Annotated in this window: 15 protein-coding genes; 3 read left to right on the top strand and 12 right to left on the bottom strand. The window is 68.5% G+C overall.

From position 1 onward, the window contains the following. From fbaA to Q4F73_RS05700, 7 genes are all read right to left on the bottom strand, one after another. Positions 1-880: class II fructose-bisphosphate aldolase (gene fbaA, locus Q4F73_RS05730; protein WP_303358399.1), on the bottom strand; the 880-nt coding region annotated here is incomplete at its 3' end. A gap of 134 nt (positions 881-1,014) precedes the next feature. After that, positions 1,015-2,214: a glycoside hydrolase family 76 protein gene (locus Q4F73_RS05725; protein WP_303358400.1), complete on the bottom strand. Its 1,200-nt coding sequence runs from the start codon at positions 2,212-2,214 to the stop codon at positions 1,015-1,017. A 77-nt stretch (positions 2,215-2,291) separates the two neighbouring features. After that, on the bottom strand, positions 2,292-2,945 hold the full coding sequence (locus Q4F73_RS05720; protein ID WP_303358398.1) for a TrmH family RNA methyltransferase: 654 nt from the start codon (positions 2,943-2,945) through the stop codon (positions 2,292-2,294). Beyond that, entirely contained in the window at positions 2,929-3,480 is a 552-nt protein-coding gene (gene pyrE, locus Q4F73_RS05715) for an orotate phosphoribosyltransferase (protein ID WP_303358397.1), read from the bottom strand. The genes Q4F73_RS05720 and pyrE overlap by 17 nt, the downstream gene beginning before the upstream one ends. Before the next feature lie 41 nt (positions 3,481-3,521). Beyond that, complete coding sequence (locus Q4F73_RS05710) at positions 3,522-4,544, bottom strand: hypothetical protein (protein ID WP_303358396.1); 1,023 nt, start codon at positions 4,542-4,544, stop codon at positions 3,522-3,524. A gap of 34 nt (positions 4,545-4,578) precedes the next feature. Then, the gene (locus Q4F73_RS05705) at positions 4,579-5,418 is read right to left on the bottom strand and encodes a sulfurtransferase (RefSeq protein ID WP_303358395.1); all 840 of its coding nucleotides are present in this window, start codon (positions 5,416-5,418) and stop codon (positions 4,579-4,581) included. An 11-nt stretch (positions 5,419-5,429) separates the two neighbouring features. After that, on the bottom strand, positions 5,430-6,020 hold the full coding sequence (locus tag Q4F73_RS05700; protein WP_303358394.1) for a TetR/AcrR family transcriptional regulator: 591 nt from the start codon (positions 6,018-6,020) through the stop codon (positions 5,430-5,432). A 75-nt stretch (positions 6,021-6,095) separates the two neighbouring features. Between Q4F73_RS05700 and Q4F73_RS05695 the strand changes: the two genes are divergently transcribed. Further along, entirely contained in the window at positions 6,096-6,638 is a 543-nt protein-coding gene (locus Q4F73_RS05695) for a hypothetical protein (RefSeq protein WP_303358393.1), read from the top strand. Here the strand turns inward: Q4F73_RS05695 and Q4F73_RS05690 are convergent. The 4 genes from Q4F73_RS05690 to Q4F73_RS05675 are packed head-to-tail and all read right to left on the bottom strand — an operon-like array spanning position 6,605 to position 10,122. After that, positions 6,605-7,213 carry a response regulator transcription factor gene (locus tag Q4F73_RS05690; protein WP_303358392.1) on the bottom strand — a complete coding sequence of 203 codons (609 nt, stop codon included), beginning with the start codon at positions 7,211-7,213 and terminating at the stop codon, positions 6,605-6,607. The genes Q4F73_RS05695 and Q4F73_RS05690 overlap by 34 nt on opposite strands. Further along, complete coding sequence (locus Q4F73_RS05685; protein WP_303358391.1) at positions 7,210-8,382, bottom strand: sensor histidine kinase; 1,173 nt, start codon at positions 8,380-8,382, stop codon at positions 7,210-7,212. The genes Q4F73_RS05690 and Q4F73_RS05685 overlap by 4 nt, the downstream gene beginning before the upstream one ends. Before the next feature lie 10 nt (positions 8,383-8,392). Continuing rightward, positions 8,393-9,169 (bottom strand): ABC transporter permease, encoded by a 777-nt coding sequence (locus tag Q4F73_RS05680; RefSeq protein WP_303358390.1) that lies wholly within the window; start codon positions 9,167-9,169, stop codon positions 8,393-8,395. Between the two features lie 29 nt (positions 9,170-9,198). Beyond that, on the bottom strand, positions 9,199-10,122 hold the full coding sequence (locus Q4F73_RS05675; protein WP_303358389.1) for an ABC transporter ATP-binding protein: 924 nt from the start codon (positions 10,120-10,122) through the stop codon (positions 9,199-9,201). A 100-nt stretch (positions 10,123-10,222) separates the two neighbouring features. Between Q4F73_RS05675 and Q4F73_RS05670 the strand changes: the two genes are divergently transcribed. Continuing rightward, positions 10,223-11,605 (top strand): MFS transporter, encoded by a 1,383-nt coding sequence (locus tag Q4F73_RS05670; protein ID WP_303358388.1) that lies wholly within the window; start codon positions 10,223-10,225, stop codon positions 11,603-11,605. Here the strand turns inward: Q4F73_RS05670 and Q4F73_RS05665 are convergent. Further along, complete coding sequence (locus tag Q4F73_RS05665; protein WP_303358387.1) at positions 11,602-12,762, bottom strand: glucose-1-phosphate adenylyltransferase family protein; 1,161 nt, start codon at positions 12,760-12,762, stop codon at positions 11,602-11,604. The genes Q4F73_RS05670 and Q4F73_RS05665 overlap by 4 nt on opposite strands. Positions 12,763-12,796: 34 nt before the next feature. On the opposite strand from Q4F73_RS05665, the gene Q4F73_RS05660 reads away from it, so the two are divergent. Beyond that, positions 12,797-13,187 (top strand): DinB family protein (locus tag Q4F73_RS05660; RefSeq protein ID WP_303358386.1); only part of this gene is annotated, 391 nt, incomplete at its 3' end.

Genomic DNA, 13,187 nt, shown 5'->3' with positions numbered 1-13,187 from the left:
TCTCGAACATGTGGCTCACGATCGGGCGGGTGAACGCGTACTGGGTGTCGGTGTCCACGTTCATCTTGATGACGCCGTACCGCAGCGCCTCCTCGATCTTCTCCTTCTCGGAGCCGGAGCCACCGTGGAAGACGAAGTCGAAGGGCAGGGCGTCGTCGGACAGACCCAGCTTCTTACGGGCGACCTGCTGGCCCTCGAGGAGGACCTCCGGGCGCAGCTTCACGTTGCCCGGCTTGTACACGCCGTGGACGTTGCCGAAGGTGGCGGCCAGCAGGTAGCGGCCGTTCTCACCGGTGCCGATGGCGTCGATGGTCTTCTCGAAGTCCTCCTCGGTGGTGTAGAGGTTGGCGCCGGCCTTGGCCTCGACCCCGTCCTCTTCGCCGCCGACGACACCGATCTCGATCTCGAGGACGATGTTGGCCTTGCGGGACTTCTCCAGCAGCTCCTGGGCGATCTCGAGGTTCTCGTCGATCGGCACGGCGGAACCGTCCCACATGTGGGACTGGAACAGCGGCAGCTCACCGGCGTCGACGCGCTCCTGGGAGATGGCCAGCAGGGGGCGCACGTACTCGTCGAGCACCTCCTTCTGGCAGTGGTCGGTGTGCAGCGCGACGTTGATGCCGTAGTGCTTGGCGGCCTCGTGTGCGAAGGCGGCCAGGGCGACGGCGCCGGCGACCTTGTTCTTCACGGCCAGACCGGAGCCGAACTCGGCGCCGCCGGTGGAGAACTGGATGATGCCGTCGGACTCCGCCTCGGCGAAGCCCTTCAGAGCAGCGTTGATGGTCTCCGAGGAGGTGCAGTTGATGGCCGGGAAGGCGAAGCCGCCCTCCTTGGCCTTGTCGAGCATCTCGTTGTAGATCTCAGGAGTCGCGATAGGCATAGGGTGATCCTCCAGGTAGTTCGATCGCTAGGGGTCCGAAACGGGGTCCGCATACCAGTATGCCTGCGTTTGAGCCTCGATGCTCACCCCGCGAGGCGAAATCACCGGCCCTCCTCCCCCCGATTCGGGCAGGGTCAGGGCTTGCGGGTGTCCGAGTCCGCGACGACGCGGGCTGCGGCCTCCAGCAGCATCCAGCCGGAGAGCTGGACGGAGAGATCGCGTTCGTCGATACGCAGGACGCCGAGGGCCTCCGGCAGGGTCGACGGGGCGAGTCCGAAGTTGTGCGGCAGGCGCGCGTCCGCGGTCCAGTCGGTGGCGAACACGGGGAGGCCGTCGACCTCCAGACGCCGGTTCCACACGGATTCCGCCGAGGAGAGCACGAGGCGGGCGGCCACCTTCTTCGCGGCCCGGTTGGCGGCGTTGTCCGAGGGCAGGCGCACCGCGACATCGGCGAGGTAGCGCATGAGGATGCCCTTGAACAGGCCGCCGTCGCCGTCCCCGGTCTGCCAGTCGATGACCCCGGACGGGGTGGCCATGTGCACCGCCACCGCCTGGACGAGTGCACGGATGCGTGTGATGTACGGCATCGCCTCATCGATGGCATCGGCGTCCGCCAGCCCGGAGATGGTGTCGACGGAGGAGAACCCGGCCTTCTCGCGCAAGGCGAGGGCGATCTCCAGGTTCGCCCCGAGCGTCACGCCCTGACAGTACGGGTGGATGTTGTCGACCAGCTCCGGACCGTGCATGCGCATGCGGATGCCGTCCATGACCAGCCCGTCATCGTTGATGAGGTGCTCGTGAATCCACTCGACGATGGTGCGTGCCTCCTCCAGGCGGCCGGTGCGGGCCATCATGATGGCGGCCGGGCCGTTGGAGGGGACGTTGTAGAAGGTCTCCCCGGTGCGCCACGGCAGGACCGCGGTGACCTCGTCGATACCGTCGACGATGTTGTACTCCAGCTTCGGCAGGACGGCGGGCAGGGACACCTGCGGCAGGGAGCCGGCGCGGCGCAGCGCCAGGGCCAGCCACGCCTTGTCGTCGTAGTAGCGGTTGCCGGTCAGCGGGCCGAGGTTGCGCAGGCGGATACCGGAGATGGTGGTGGCGATGAGGCGGCGGCGGGCGCGGGTGGGGCGCCTCTGTGCGGCGTCGATGAGGCAGTCGAGGTAGTGCGCCTGCCACCAGTAGTGCCAGTGGTGGAAGAGGCGTTCCTTGGTGGTCGGCGGCCAGCTGACCACGGCCAGGTTGGTGCGCGGGATCCCCCACACACGCGAACCGTGGCGCTCGTTGATGGCGGACTCCGCCAGGTCGGCGCGGTGCGCCCAGGTCTCCTGCACGTTCTTTTCGTCGCTCCTCATGCGGTGGAAGTGTCACACCATGATAACGATCAGTTTGCAGTTACGTCACGCACTACTCACCAGGCGTGATCTAGATCTCCATGCTGGCGGATCCAGGCGTGCATGGCGATCCCCGCCGCGACCCCGGCGTTGATGGACCGGGTCGACCCGAACTGGGCGATCGAGCAGGTCATCAGCGCCCCCGCCGCGGCCTCCGGCGTGATGCCCGGCCCCTCCTGCCCGAACAGCAGCAGGCATTCGCGCGGCAGGTGGGCGGTCTCCAGGGGAATCGAACCGGGGGTGTTGTCGATGGCCACCACCGTCAGGTCGTTGCGGAGCGCCCACACGAGCAGCGAGTGCACGTCCGGGTGGTGCATGAGGTGCTGGTAGCGGTCCGTGACCATGGCGCCGCGCCGATTCCAGCGCCGCCGGCCGACGATGTGCACGGTGTCCACCGCGAAGGCGTTGGCGGTGCGCACGACGGTGCCGATGTTCGCGTCGTTCTCGAAGTTCTCGATCGCCACGTGCAGCGGGTGGCGCCGCTTATCGACGTCGCGCACGATCGCCTCGCGCGTCCAGTAGCGGTAGGCGTCGACGACATTGCGCCTATCGCCAGACGCCAGCAGTTCGGGGTCGAAGTGTTCCCCGTCCGGCCATTCCCCCTCCCAGGGACCGACACCGTGGCGTCCTTCACCCCACTCGGTGGGCCCGGGATCAGAGTCCAAGGTCATCCAGTCCCAGCAGGTAGCGGTACTCCAGGCCCTCGGCGCGGATGACCTCGTCCGCCCCGGTCGCCCGGTCGACGACGGTGGCCACACCGATGACCTCGGCGCCGATCTCCCGCAGCGCGGCGACCGCGGTGAGCGGGGAGTTGCCGGTGGTCGTCGTGTCCTCCACGACCAGGACCTTCTTCCCCACCACGTCCGGGCCCTCGACGCGACGCTGCATGCCGTGCTTCTTCGCCTCCTTGCGCACGACGAAGGCGTCGATCGCGCGGCCGTCGGCGTGCATGACGGCCGTGGCCACCGGATCCGCGCCGAGGGTCAGCCCGCCGACGGAGACGTAGTCCCAGTCGGAGGTCAACTGGCGCAGGAGGGTGCCGATGAGCTTCGAGGCCTCGCTGTGCAACGTCGCACGGCGCAGGTCGACGTAATAGTCGGCCTCTTTGCCCGAGGACAACGTCACCGTGCCGTGGACGACGGCCAGTTCCTTGACCAGTTCCGCCAACTCGGCAAGCTTCGTGGCGTCAACATCGGTGCGGCTCATGGGGGACTCCTTCTGGATGCCGGGGTGTGTCAAGGAAAACTCTAGTCGTCGAAGAGGGAGGATCCGCCGCTGAGGTCGCGCGGCATCCGCGGTCCGCGACCCTGCTCGTCCCGCCTGCCCCCACCCTCGGCGATCGGCTCCACCTCATCGGCGCCGACGGCACGTGGTTCCACCACCCCGCGGGCCACCGCCTGGCGGCGGGTCGGCAGGTCGAGCGGCTCCTCCGGGCGCTGCACCAGCGGCCGCTCCCCGGCGTCGACGCCGTCCCGGGCGATGGCCAGCACCCCGAAACCGGGCTGCGGCGGGCCGGGCATGTGGCGGGTGGGGTCGAGGTCGTCGAGAAGCAGGGTGTGGGCGGTGGTGGCCTTCGGCGGCAGCGCGCAGGCGGCGTCAGCCAGCATGGCCAGGGGGGCGAGCATCGCCTCCCAGTCCTGACGGTGGGAGCCCCGGGCGGTCTGCGCCAGCACCCAGTCGGCCTCCATCCACACGGCGGTGACCACCTCGGGGAGGACCTCGAAGGCGGTGGTGACGCGGGCGTCGATAAGCCGCTCGGCGACGCCGATGTCGGTGGCCAGCACCGTGAATCCGGCCAGCGTGAAGGCCTCGAGCAGGTCCTCCGAGGATTCCTGCGCCAGGCCGCCGCGGCGGGCGTCGAGGACCACATCCGAGCTGGCGCTGCGCCGCATGGCCATGACGTTGACACCGCCCAGGTCCATGAGCACCATCTCGTGGCCGTAGGCCCGACCACTGACGATGTCGCGCGCCACCGCCCCGGAGGAGGCGGCCCCGCGGGACCATTCATCGTCGAGCCAGGCATCGGCACGCGCGAACTCGAAGCCCTTCTCCTCCGCCCAGGCGCGGCGCTCGCGGCGCAGGGAACCCGGCAGATGCAGCGACGGGCGCTGGCGCTCGCCGCCCTCCTCCTCCGGTTCCACCTCGACGTCCGGCACCTCGGGTGCCTTGTCCACCGGGGCCACCGGGGCCTGCCGGCGGGCGTCGAGACGCCACAGCACGGCCGCCCCACCGGCGGCGGCTGCTGCGAGGACGAAGGCGATAGTGGACATCACATTCGACTGTAGTTGCCGGGGACGGAGAAAATCAGAAGCCTCGCTGCACCGGATTCGACGGATCCGCCGCCCACTGCGACCAGCCGCCGACGTAGTGCGTGGCGCACCCGAGGCCCGCGTACTCCATCGCCGCGATGGCCAGCGCCGAATGGTTACCCGAGCCGGAGTACAGGACGATGTTCTCGCTGGAGGTGATACCCGCCTGGGCGAAACGCTCCTGGATCTCCTCCGCGGTGCGCACGGTCCAGTCGTCGTTGAGCAGGTCCCGGACGGGGATATTGATGGCCCCCGGAATGTGACCGGCCTTGAGATCGAGGATCTCGCGGCGCCCCTCGAAACGGCGGGCATCGCGGGTGTCCACCAGCACCCCGCCCCCGGCAAGGTGGTCGCGGACGTCGTCGATGTCGGCGACGGGCAGAGAGCCGGTCGTCACGGCGCCGCCGTCGGAGGTGGCGAAGTTGCCCGGGCCGCCGACGATCGGGTACCCGAGCTCGTCCCACCGTCGCAGGCCTCCGTCGAGGATCTGCACGTCCTGCAGGCCCGCCCACCGCAGGATCCACCAGGCGCGCGCCGCCATGAGGCCGCGCCCCTCGTCGTAGACGACGACCCTACTGCCCTCCTCCAGCCCCCACCGACTGAACCAGTCCTGCAGGTAGTGGGCCTCGGGTAGCGGGTTACGGCCGTCATCCGAGCTCGGGATACCGGCGAGAGCGTAGGCCGGATCGCAGAACAGCGCGGTGGGCATGTGCTCGGACTTGTACTTCTGGTATCCGGCGCCCTCCCCGGGGGCCCAGTAGGAGGCGAGGACGGTCTGGCGCTGACCGTGGTAGATGTCATCCCGCAGAGAGTCGGCGCTGACGAAAGTACTCATGATGTCCGATCTTAGGTGTGGCCGGGCGGGTCTGCTGGCAGGCCCAGACGGATGAGGATCCCCCGCAGATGCTCACGGACCTCCGCCTCCCCGATGTCCGTGCGCTCGAGCAGGCGGAGCATGAGGCCGTCGACGAGCAGCCGCAGTTCCAGGGCGGCCCCGGGCGGCGGTGAGGTCGACCAGTGCAGAATGTGCCGACACATCTCATCCATGCCGTCGCCGGCGCGGCGGCGCGCCTCGATCACGCGCGGGTTGGCACCGTGGGCGACGAGCACCGCCAGCTGGGAGAGCGCCTCGAGTCGGGTGTCGGGGCGGGTGGGCAGGACCTCGAGGAGCATGTCGATGGCCATGTCGAGGGTGCTTGCCGACGCCGCGCCCATCACCCGCTGGATCCGCGGAATCGCCGCGGACATGCTGTCGTCGAGAAGTGCGACGAAGAGGTCCTCGTGGCTGGGGAAGATGTGCCGCAGACTGCCGGCGGACATCCCGGCCTCCGCTGCCACGTTGCGCACGCTCGCGTGGGCGATGCCGTGTGTGTCGATGATGCGACGGGCGGCATCGAGGGCCTCTGAGCGGCGTTCTTCGGCGGTTTTGCGTGACATGCTTCCCACTCTAATACATCTGTGCTAGTTTGAGCTCATTCCATTTAACACAGTCGTACTAGAAAGGATTGTGTCATGATCCTCGCCCTCATCCTCATCATGGAAGTCACCTTCTGGATCCTGCTGGGTCTCGGCCTCCTGTTGCGCTATCCCCTCCGCCGCCCCCGCCTGGGTCTGACCATGTTCGCCCTCACCCCCCTCGTCGACCTCACGCTGCTCGGCCTCGTGGTGGTCGACCTGCGCGGCGGCGCCATCCCCTCCTGGCAGCACTCCATGGCCGCCTTCTACATCGGCTTCTCCCTCATGTTCGGGCACGCGATGATCACGTGGGCCGACCGCCAGTACCGCATTCGCTTCCGCGGGGAGAGCATTCCCCGCCCCCGTTCCACCACCCCGGTCGCCGACGAATGGCGCAGCTTCGCCAAGGCTGTCGGCGCGGTGGGGATCGCCGTGGTGGCCCTGGAGATCGTCATCGCCCTCGCGGACAGCGCCTCCGCGACCCAGTTGCGCGGGGCCTGGGTCACCGCCGGGGTGATCCTGGTGATCTGGCTGCTCACCGGCCCGGTGTGGGCCAGCATTTCGGCTCAGATCCAGCCGCGTTCCCGGGCCCGGGTGTAGGCCTCGAAGCGGTTCTGCGCCCCGACCTTGGCCATCGCCGAGGAGAGGTAGTTACGGGTGGTGCCCGCCGCCAGATGCACGGCTGAGGCGATGTCCTCGATTGACCCTCCTTGCCCCGCCAGCTCCAGCAACTCCGCCTCCCGTTCGCTCAGCGGCGACTCGCCCGCGGAGATCGTCAGGGCCGCCAGTTCCGGGTCGAGGTGGCGGCGCCCGGCGTGCACGGCCCGAATCGCCGTGGCGAAGTCGACCGCCGTCGAGGTCTTCGGCAGGAATCCGAGGACCCCGGCCGCCAACGCTTGTTTCAGGGCCCGGGGGCGGGCGTGGCTGGTGACGATGAGCACCCCGGCCCCCGGGCTCAGCTCCCGGATGCGGCGGGCGGTCTCGATGCCGTCGATCCCGCCCATCTGCAGGTCACAGACACACACGTCCGCCTGCTGCCCACGCCGCCACCACTCGACGAGCTCCTCCCCCGACCCCGCCACGACGGCGACCTCGAGGTCATCCTCCAACCCGAGCAGGGTGGCCAGGGACGAGGCGACGAGCGATTCGTCGTCGACGATGGCGATGCGGATCATGGTTGTTCCCCCAGGATGAGCGTGGCGGTGAAGGTGTCGGCCTCGCGGGCGGTCTCGACCCGGGCTCCGCGCCGCCGCAGGGCGTCGAGGCCACCCGGCTTACCGACGTCCCCCTGCACCCCGTCATTGTGCATCGTCACCGCCGTCGACCCGAGGGTGAGTGTGGCGGCGGTGGCGTCGGAATGGCGCAGGAGGTTGGTCGTGGCCTCACGGACGAACCAGGCCGCCTGTTCCCGGTGAGCGGCGGGGACCTCAAGGCTGTCGCCGGTGACGGTGAGGGGGATGCGGGCGTCGAGAAGCAGGGACCGGGCGCCCGCCACCTCGGTGGCCAGGTTGACCGACCGGTAGCCCTGGACGACCTCGCGCATTTCCGAGAGACTGGTGGAGGTGAGCTCGCGCAGGTCAGCGAGTTCCTGCGTGAGTCTCACATCACCGCGCTCCGCGAGCTTCTGCGCCAGCTCCGCCTTGATGGACATCGCCGCCAGGTGCTGCCCAAGCGTGTCATGGAGCTCCTGGGCGAAACGCACCCGCTCCTCGCTGACCTTGAGCTCCGCCTCCAGATGACGGGCCCGCTCGGATGCGCGCATGACCCCGGCGGTCCACAGCGACATGATGGTCACCGACGTGAGCACCGCCGGCAGGACGATGAGATAGCCGACGGCAGGATCGGAGCCCAGGCCGTCGGCGAAGGTGAGCACCAGGACGATGGTGAGCAGCAGCACCCACCACCAGCGCCCCGCCACGAACGGCAGGTAAGCCATGCTGAGGCACTGACTGAGGGAGATCGCCAGGAATATCGAGGCGGATGTCACGCCTGCCGCTACCGGCACCAGATACAGAATGATGCTGGCCGCCAACGCCATCGTCAGCCCGATGAGCCCGGCGGTGAACCAGGGGCGGTGATCCCGGCGCGGAGCCAGGTTGAGGGAGGGCTGCAGCTCCAGGGCGATCACGCTGACCACCACGGCAGAGCCCACCAGGAGGATGAGCAGAGCCATCCCCCACGCCGTGATGGAGTCGATGCCCGCGGCCGGGAAAAGGAAGAACAGCGGCAGGAACAGCACCACGGACTGCAGCGACCAGCGGGTGTAGAGCAGGAATTTCGTGGCACTGTCGAGACCCCGCCACGAACGGACGGGGTGCGGCAGGGCGCGAGGGGTGGAGGTCACGGCGCCCAGCCTATCGGTGGGTGTCCCACCGCATGTAGCGGTTGCTCGCCCACACGGACGCCAGGGTCCACAGCAGGAGAACGAGCATCCGCTGCCAGGATTCGGCGAACACCTCTCCGGCACTGAGCACCGGGGCGTCCGGTGCGGTGGCTCCCAGCCAACCCAGCTGTGCCAGATCAAGGATCAGGGCGAAGGGGGTGTAGTCGATGATCTCGGCCAGCCTGCCCTCCACCATGGAACGGAAGGAGGACATGGACGCCAGGAACAGCAGGATCACGGGCATCGAGGTGATCTGGGCGGCCTCCGCGTTGCGGGTGAACGCCGAGGTGAGCAGCCCCAGGGCCGACATGAAGACGATACCCAGCAGCAGGGCCACCACCACCGGCACCGGATTGACGGGCAGAGGCGCCCCGGCAAGCACCAGGACGACCGCCAGAAGCACGCTCATCACCACCAGGAGCACGGCCCCCGGCAGGCACAGGGCGGTGAGGATCTCGCGGTCGGTGGCCTCACCCGTGCGCAGCCTCTTGAGGACCTTCTCGTCGCGGCGCGTCGTCGCCATGGAGAGCACCGAATAGAACTGGATGAAGATCAGCGCGAACGTGATGAACATCTCCAAGGCGCCCGATGTGGCCATCTCCGGGGTCCCGATCCGGCGGTAGAGGAAGAACATGCCGAGGGGGAACAGCAGCGGCAGGGCGACTCCCATGGCGAGAATGGTCCGGTTACGGGTGAACTGGAGTCCCTCGGCCTTCGCCAGGGAACGGGTGCGGGTGAGCGTGGACATTGTTGTCTCCTTGGTTGGGGGGGTGGGGGTCAGACCGCGGCGCTCTCGGCACCGGCGATGCCGAGGAACACCGACTCGAGGCTGGCCGGGCGGGCGGCGAAGTTTTCCAGGGGGATCTCCTGGTGGGCGGCCCAGCTGAGCAGTCGGAAACTGTCGTGGGCCAGTTGGTTGGTGGAAACGCTCAGGCGCTCACCGTCGCGGGCGACGTGGGTCCCCGGCAGCTCCGGCAGTGGCGGGTGCCCCGCGGGGAGGGTGGCGGAGATCTGGGAGGGCACGGTGGCCACCAGCTCCTCGAGGGTGCCCTCCACGCGGATCCGACCCTCGTGCATGATGGCGATCCGGTCACAGAGCACCTCGGCCTCCTCGAGGTAGTGCGTGGTCAGCAGCATGGTCACCCCACGCTCCTTGAGGGTGCTGAGCAGGCTCCACACGTTGCGTCGTGACTCCGGGTCGAGGCCCGTGGTCGGCTCGTCGAGGAAGATGACGGCCGGGTCACCGACCAGAGCGCAGGCGAGGTCGAGACGGCGCTGCTCGCCTCCGGACAGTGCTCCGACCTTGATGTCGGCGCGGTGGGCGAGGTCGACGTCGATAAGCACCTCGTCGACGGGACGCGGCGTGGAACAGGTACCCGCCCACATGGTGAGGGTCTCGGAGACGGTGAGCTCGTTGGGCAGGCCACCGGACTGGAGCATGATGCCCAGCTCGGGGCGCAGACGTGCGCGGTCGGTGACGGGGTCGAGGCCGAGGACTGTGACGGCTCCCTGCGTCGGGGCGTTCAGGCCCTCGAGGATCTCCAGAGTGGTGGTCTTGCCGGCGCCGTTGGTGCCCAGCAGGCCGTAGACCTCGCCGAGTTCCACGTGGAACGCGATATCGTCGACAGCGGTGAAGGACGACTTTGCGGAGAGGTAGGTGTGGGTGAGTCCGGTGACGGTGATGGCAGAAGTGATGGTCATGGCTTCATGGTCGCCGGTGAAGGTTCCCGCTGGTAGGGGCGTTTGTCAGGGATCCACATGACAGATGTCACGGACCTCGGTCGCGGTGTACGCTCCTCTGGTGAACAACTTCCACCACGTGTTGATCAACACGTTGATCGCGAATGTCACCACCAGTTACCTCTGGTTCGCGCTGACATTCTGGGTGTACCTGGAGACCGGCAACGTCGGTCTCGCCGGCGTGCTCAACGGCTTGTACATGGGCCTTATCGCCGTCGGATCGATCTTCTTCGGCTCCATCGTCGACCACAATCGCAAGAAGAACGTCATGATGTTCGCCGCCGTGGCCACGCTCGTGTGCTTCGCTGCGGCGGCCGGCGTGTGGGTGCTCGGTGTGACACCGGGCGAGGTCTCGGCCTCTGATCCCGCGCTGCTCGTGTTTGCCGGGCTGGTACTCGTCGGCGCCGTGGTCGAGCACATGCGCAACATCGCCCTGTCCACCGTGGTGACGCTGCTCGTGCCGGAGGACGGTCGCGACAAGGCCAACGGCCTGGTCGGCGCCGTGCAGGGGGCGGCCTTCTTCGCCACCTCGATCCTCTCGGGCGTGTCCATTGGCTACCTCGGCATGGAGGCGACGATGTGGATCGCCCTCGTGCTCACCGTCGTGGCACTCGTCCACCTCGTTCCCGTGAGGATCCCGGAGCACCGGATCGTGACGTCGGCGGAGGCGGCGGTCGAGGCGGCTCCGGACGCCACCGCCCCGGACACCTCCCCCGAAGCCGCCCCCGTCAGTGCCGGCCTGGACCTGCGGGGCTCCTGGGCGATCATCAGGGCGGTTCCCGGTCTGCTGGCGCTCATCCTCTTCTCCAGCTTCAACAACCTCATCGGCGGGGTGTACACCGCGCTCATGGACCCCTACGGCCTGGAGATGTTCTCCCCGCAGGTGTGGGGGCTGGTCCTCGGCGTCACCAGCCTCGGATTCATCATCGGTGGTGGCCTCGTGGCGAAGGTGGGTCTGGGAGCCAATCCGGTGCGCACGCTGCTGCTGGTCAACGTGGGCGTGGCCTTGATCGGCATGATCTTCGGGCTGCGGGAATGGTGGTGGTTGTACGCGGGCGGCATGTTCATCTTCATGCTCACCATCCCCGCCGCCGAGGCCGCGGAGCAGACCATTCTCCAGCGCGTGGTCCCCTTCCGGCAGCAGGGACGCGTGTTCGGCCTGGCCATGGCCGTGGAGATGGCAGCCAACCCGGTGTCCACCATTGCGGTGGCCGTCATCGCGCAGGCGTATGTCATCCCGTGGATGGCCGGACCCGGCGCGCAGGTCTTCGGCTGGCTGCTGGGCCCCGGCGACACCCGCGGCATGGCGCTCATGTTCCTCGGCTCCGGTGCCATCATGCTCGTGGTCGTGGCGGCGGCGTTCCTCTCCCGTCCGTACCGCCGCCTCAGCGACTACTACGCCACGACCAGCCAGGACCTGGCGGGCGAACCGGCACCACGCTAGATCGTGAGCGCATCACCTTCGTCATCGGTGTCCTCGGGGACGAGCACCGTGATGTTGCCCGGCCCCGGCTTCGTGCGCCCGGTCGTCCCCGTGGGAATGACCGCCCCGTGGTCCGCGATGACGGATTCCAGATGGGCCCCCGCCGGCACGGTGACATCTCCTATGAGAACGCACCGGTGGACCGTGGCCCCTTTTTCCACCCGGACTCCGGGGCCGATGAGGCTGTGCTCCACCTTGCCGACGACATCCGCCCCCGGGCAGACCAGGGAGTTGTTGATCTCCGCGTCGGGGGCGATGCGCGCGGGGGCGGACTGGGAGAGGTTGGTCAGCAACGGCCAGTCCGGGCGGTGCAGGTCGATGCCGGTGCCCTCGATGAGTTCCATGTGCGCGCGGAAGTAGGCGTCGATGGTGCCCACGTCACGCCAGTAGCCCTCCATGCGGTACTCGTCGACCTGCGCGTGGTCGACCATGTGCGGGATGATGGTCTCGCCGTAGTCTCCGAGGGCGGCGCCGTCGTCGCCGTCGGGCACGAGATCGCGGCAGGCCCGTCGCAGGGCCGCGACGTCGAAGACGAAGACCTCAGTGGCCACGACGTTGCCCGCCGGGGAATCCGGTTTGTAGTTGTAGGCGGTGACGGTGCCGTCGCTTGCGGTCACGACCCCGTAGCGCGAGGGATCCTCGGCAACCTCCGTGGTGACGATCGTCAGGGCACTGCCCCGCTCCGCGTGCTGGTCGAGCACCGGACGCAGGTCCAGCTGGTAGATGTGGTCGGCGCTGAGGACGACGAGCGTCTCCGTCCCGAACTCCTCCACCGCCTCCAGTTGCTGGTAGAGCGCGTGTCCGTTGCCCTGTGAGAAGCCGTCATCGGTGTCGCCCTGGCCGGGCGGGAGCAGGCGCAGGCCGTGCCGGGTGCCGTCGAGATCCCATGGCCGGCCACCCGCAAGGTGCCGGTTGAGCAGGTTCGGGCGGTACTGCTCCGCCACCCACACATCGCGGAGCTGGGAGTGCGTGAGGTTGGACAGCGCGACGTCGATAAGCCGGTAGCTGCCGGCCAGGGGGACGGCGGGCTTGGGGCGCGCGTCGGTCAGCGGAGAGAGTCTGCTGCCGCGGCCTCCGGCGAGGATGAGTGCGACGGTCTGGGATGCGTTGCCGTTCATGGGACCATGGTACGGCCGTGGGTAGCCTGGCGGCATGGACCGTGACACCATCAGCACCCTCATCCGCGACCTCATCGCCCGCACCGCATTGTCCCTCGCCCACCTGCCGGAGATGACTCCAGAGCAGCTCAATGCCCATCCGGGCGGTCACCCCAACTCCCCGGCCTGGCTGTTGTGGCACACCGGGCGCGAGATCGACGTCCAGCTCGCCCACCTGTCCGGCGAAGAGGAGGTGTGGCCGCAAATCCGGGAGTCCCTCGGGCTCGGTGAGCTTGGTGACACCCTCGGCTACGGCCACAGCGCGGATCAGGCCCGTGCGATCCGTAGCGATGACTTCCGCGGGCTTGTCAACTACATCGACCGGGTACTGGCCGCCGCGACCCGCCACGCCGCGCAGGTGGAGAACTGGGGCGAGGTCATCGACC

Source organism: Corynebacterium sp. (genome assembly GCF_030535495.1).
In the GTDB taxonomy this organism is placed as follows: Bacteria; Actinomycetota; Actinomycetes; order Mycobacteriales; family Mycobacteriaceae; genus Corynebacterium.
Note: the sequence above shows the minus strand (reverse complement) of the source record. Positions and strands in the feature narration are given on the sequence as shown.

Excerpts from the sequence above, each read along its gene's own strand:
- Q4F73_RS05680 (WP_303358390.1), bottom strand. The coding sequence starts at position 9,169 with ATGTCCACGCTCACCCGCACCCGTTCCCTGGCGAAGGCCGAGGGACTC.
- Q4F73_RS05700 (WP_303358394.1), bottom strand. The coding sequence starts at position 6,020 with ATGTCACGCAAAACCGCCGAAGAACGCCGCTCAGAGGCCCTCGATGCC.
- Q4F73_RS05690 (WP_303358392.1), bottom strand. The coding sequence starts at position 7,213 with ATGATCCGCATCGCCATCGTCGACGACGAATCGCTCGTCGCCTCGTCC.
- Q4F73_RS05695 (WP_303358393.1), top strand. The coding sequence starts at position 6,096 with ATGATCCTCGCCCTCATCCTCATCATGGAAGTCACCTTCTGGATCCTG.
- Q4F73_RS05675 (WP_303358389.1), bottom strand. The coding sequence starts at position 10,122 with ATGACCATCACTTCTGCCATCACCGTCACCGGACTCACCCACACCTAC.
- pyrE (WP_303358397.1), bottom strand. The coding sequence starts at position 3,480 with ATGAGCCGCACCGATGTTGACGCCACGAAGCTTGCCGAGTTGGCGGAA.
- Q4F73_RS05705 (WP_303358395.1), bottom strand. The coding sequence starts at position 5,418 with ATGAGTACTTTCGTCAGCGCCGACTCTCTGCGGGATGACATCTACCAC.
- Q4F73_RS05710 (WP_303358396.1), bottom strand. The coding sequence starts at position 4,544 with ATGTCCACTATCGCCTTCGTCCTCGCAGCAGCCGCCGCCGGTGGGGCG.
- Q4F73_RS05720 (WP_303358398.1), bottom strand. The coding sequence starts at position 2,945 with ATGACCTTGGACTCTGATCCCGGGCCCACCGAGTGGGGTGAAGGACGC.
- Q4F73_RS05665 (WP_303358387.1), bottom strand. The coding sequence starts at position 12,762 with ATGAACGGCAACGCATCCCAGACCGTCGCACTCATCCTCGCCGGAGGC.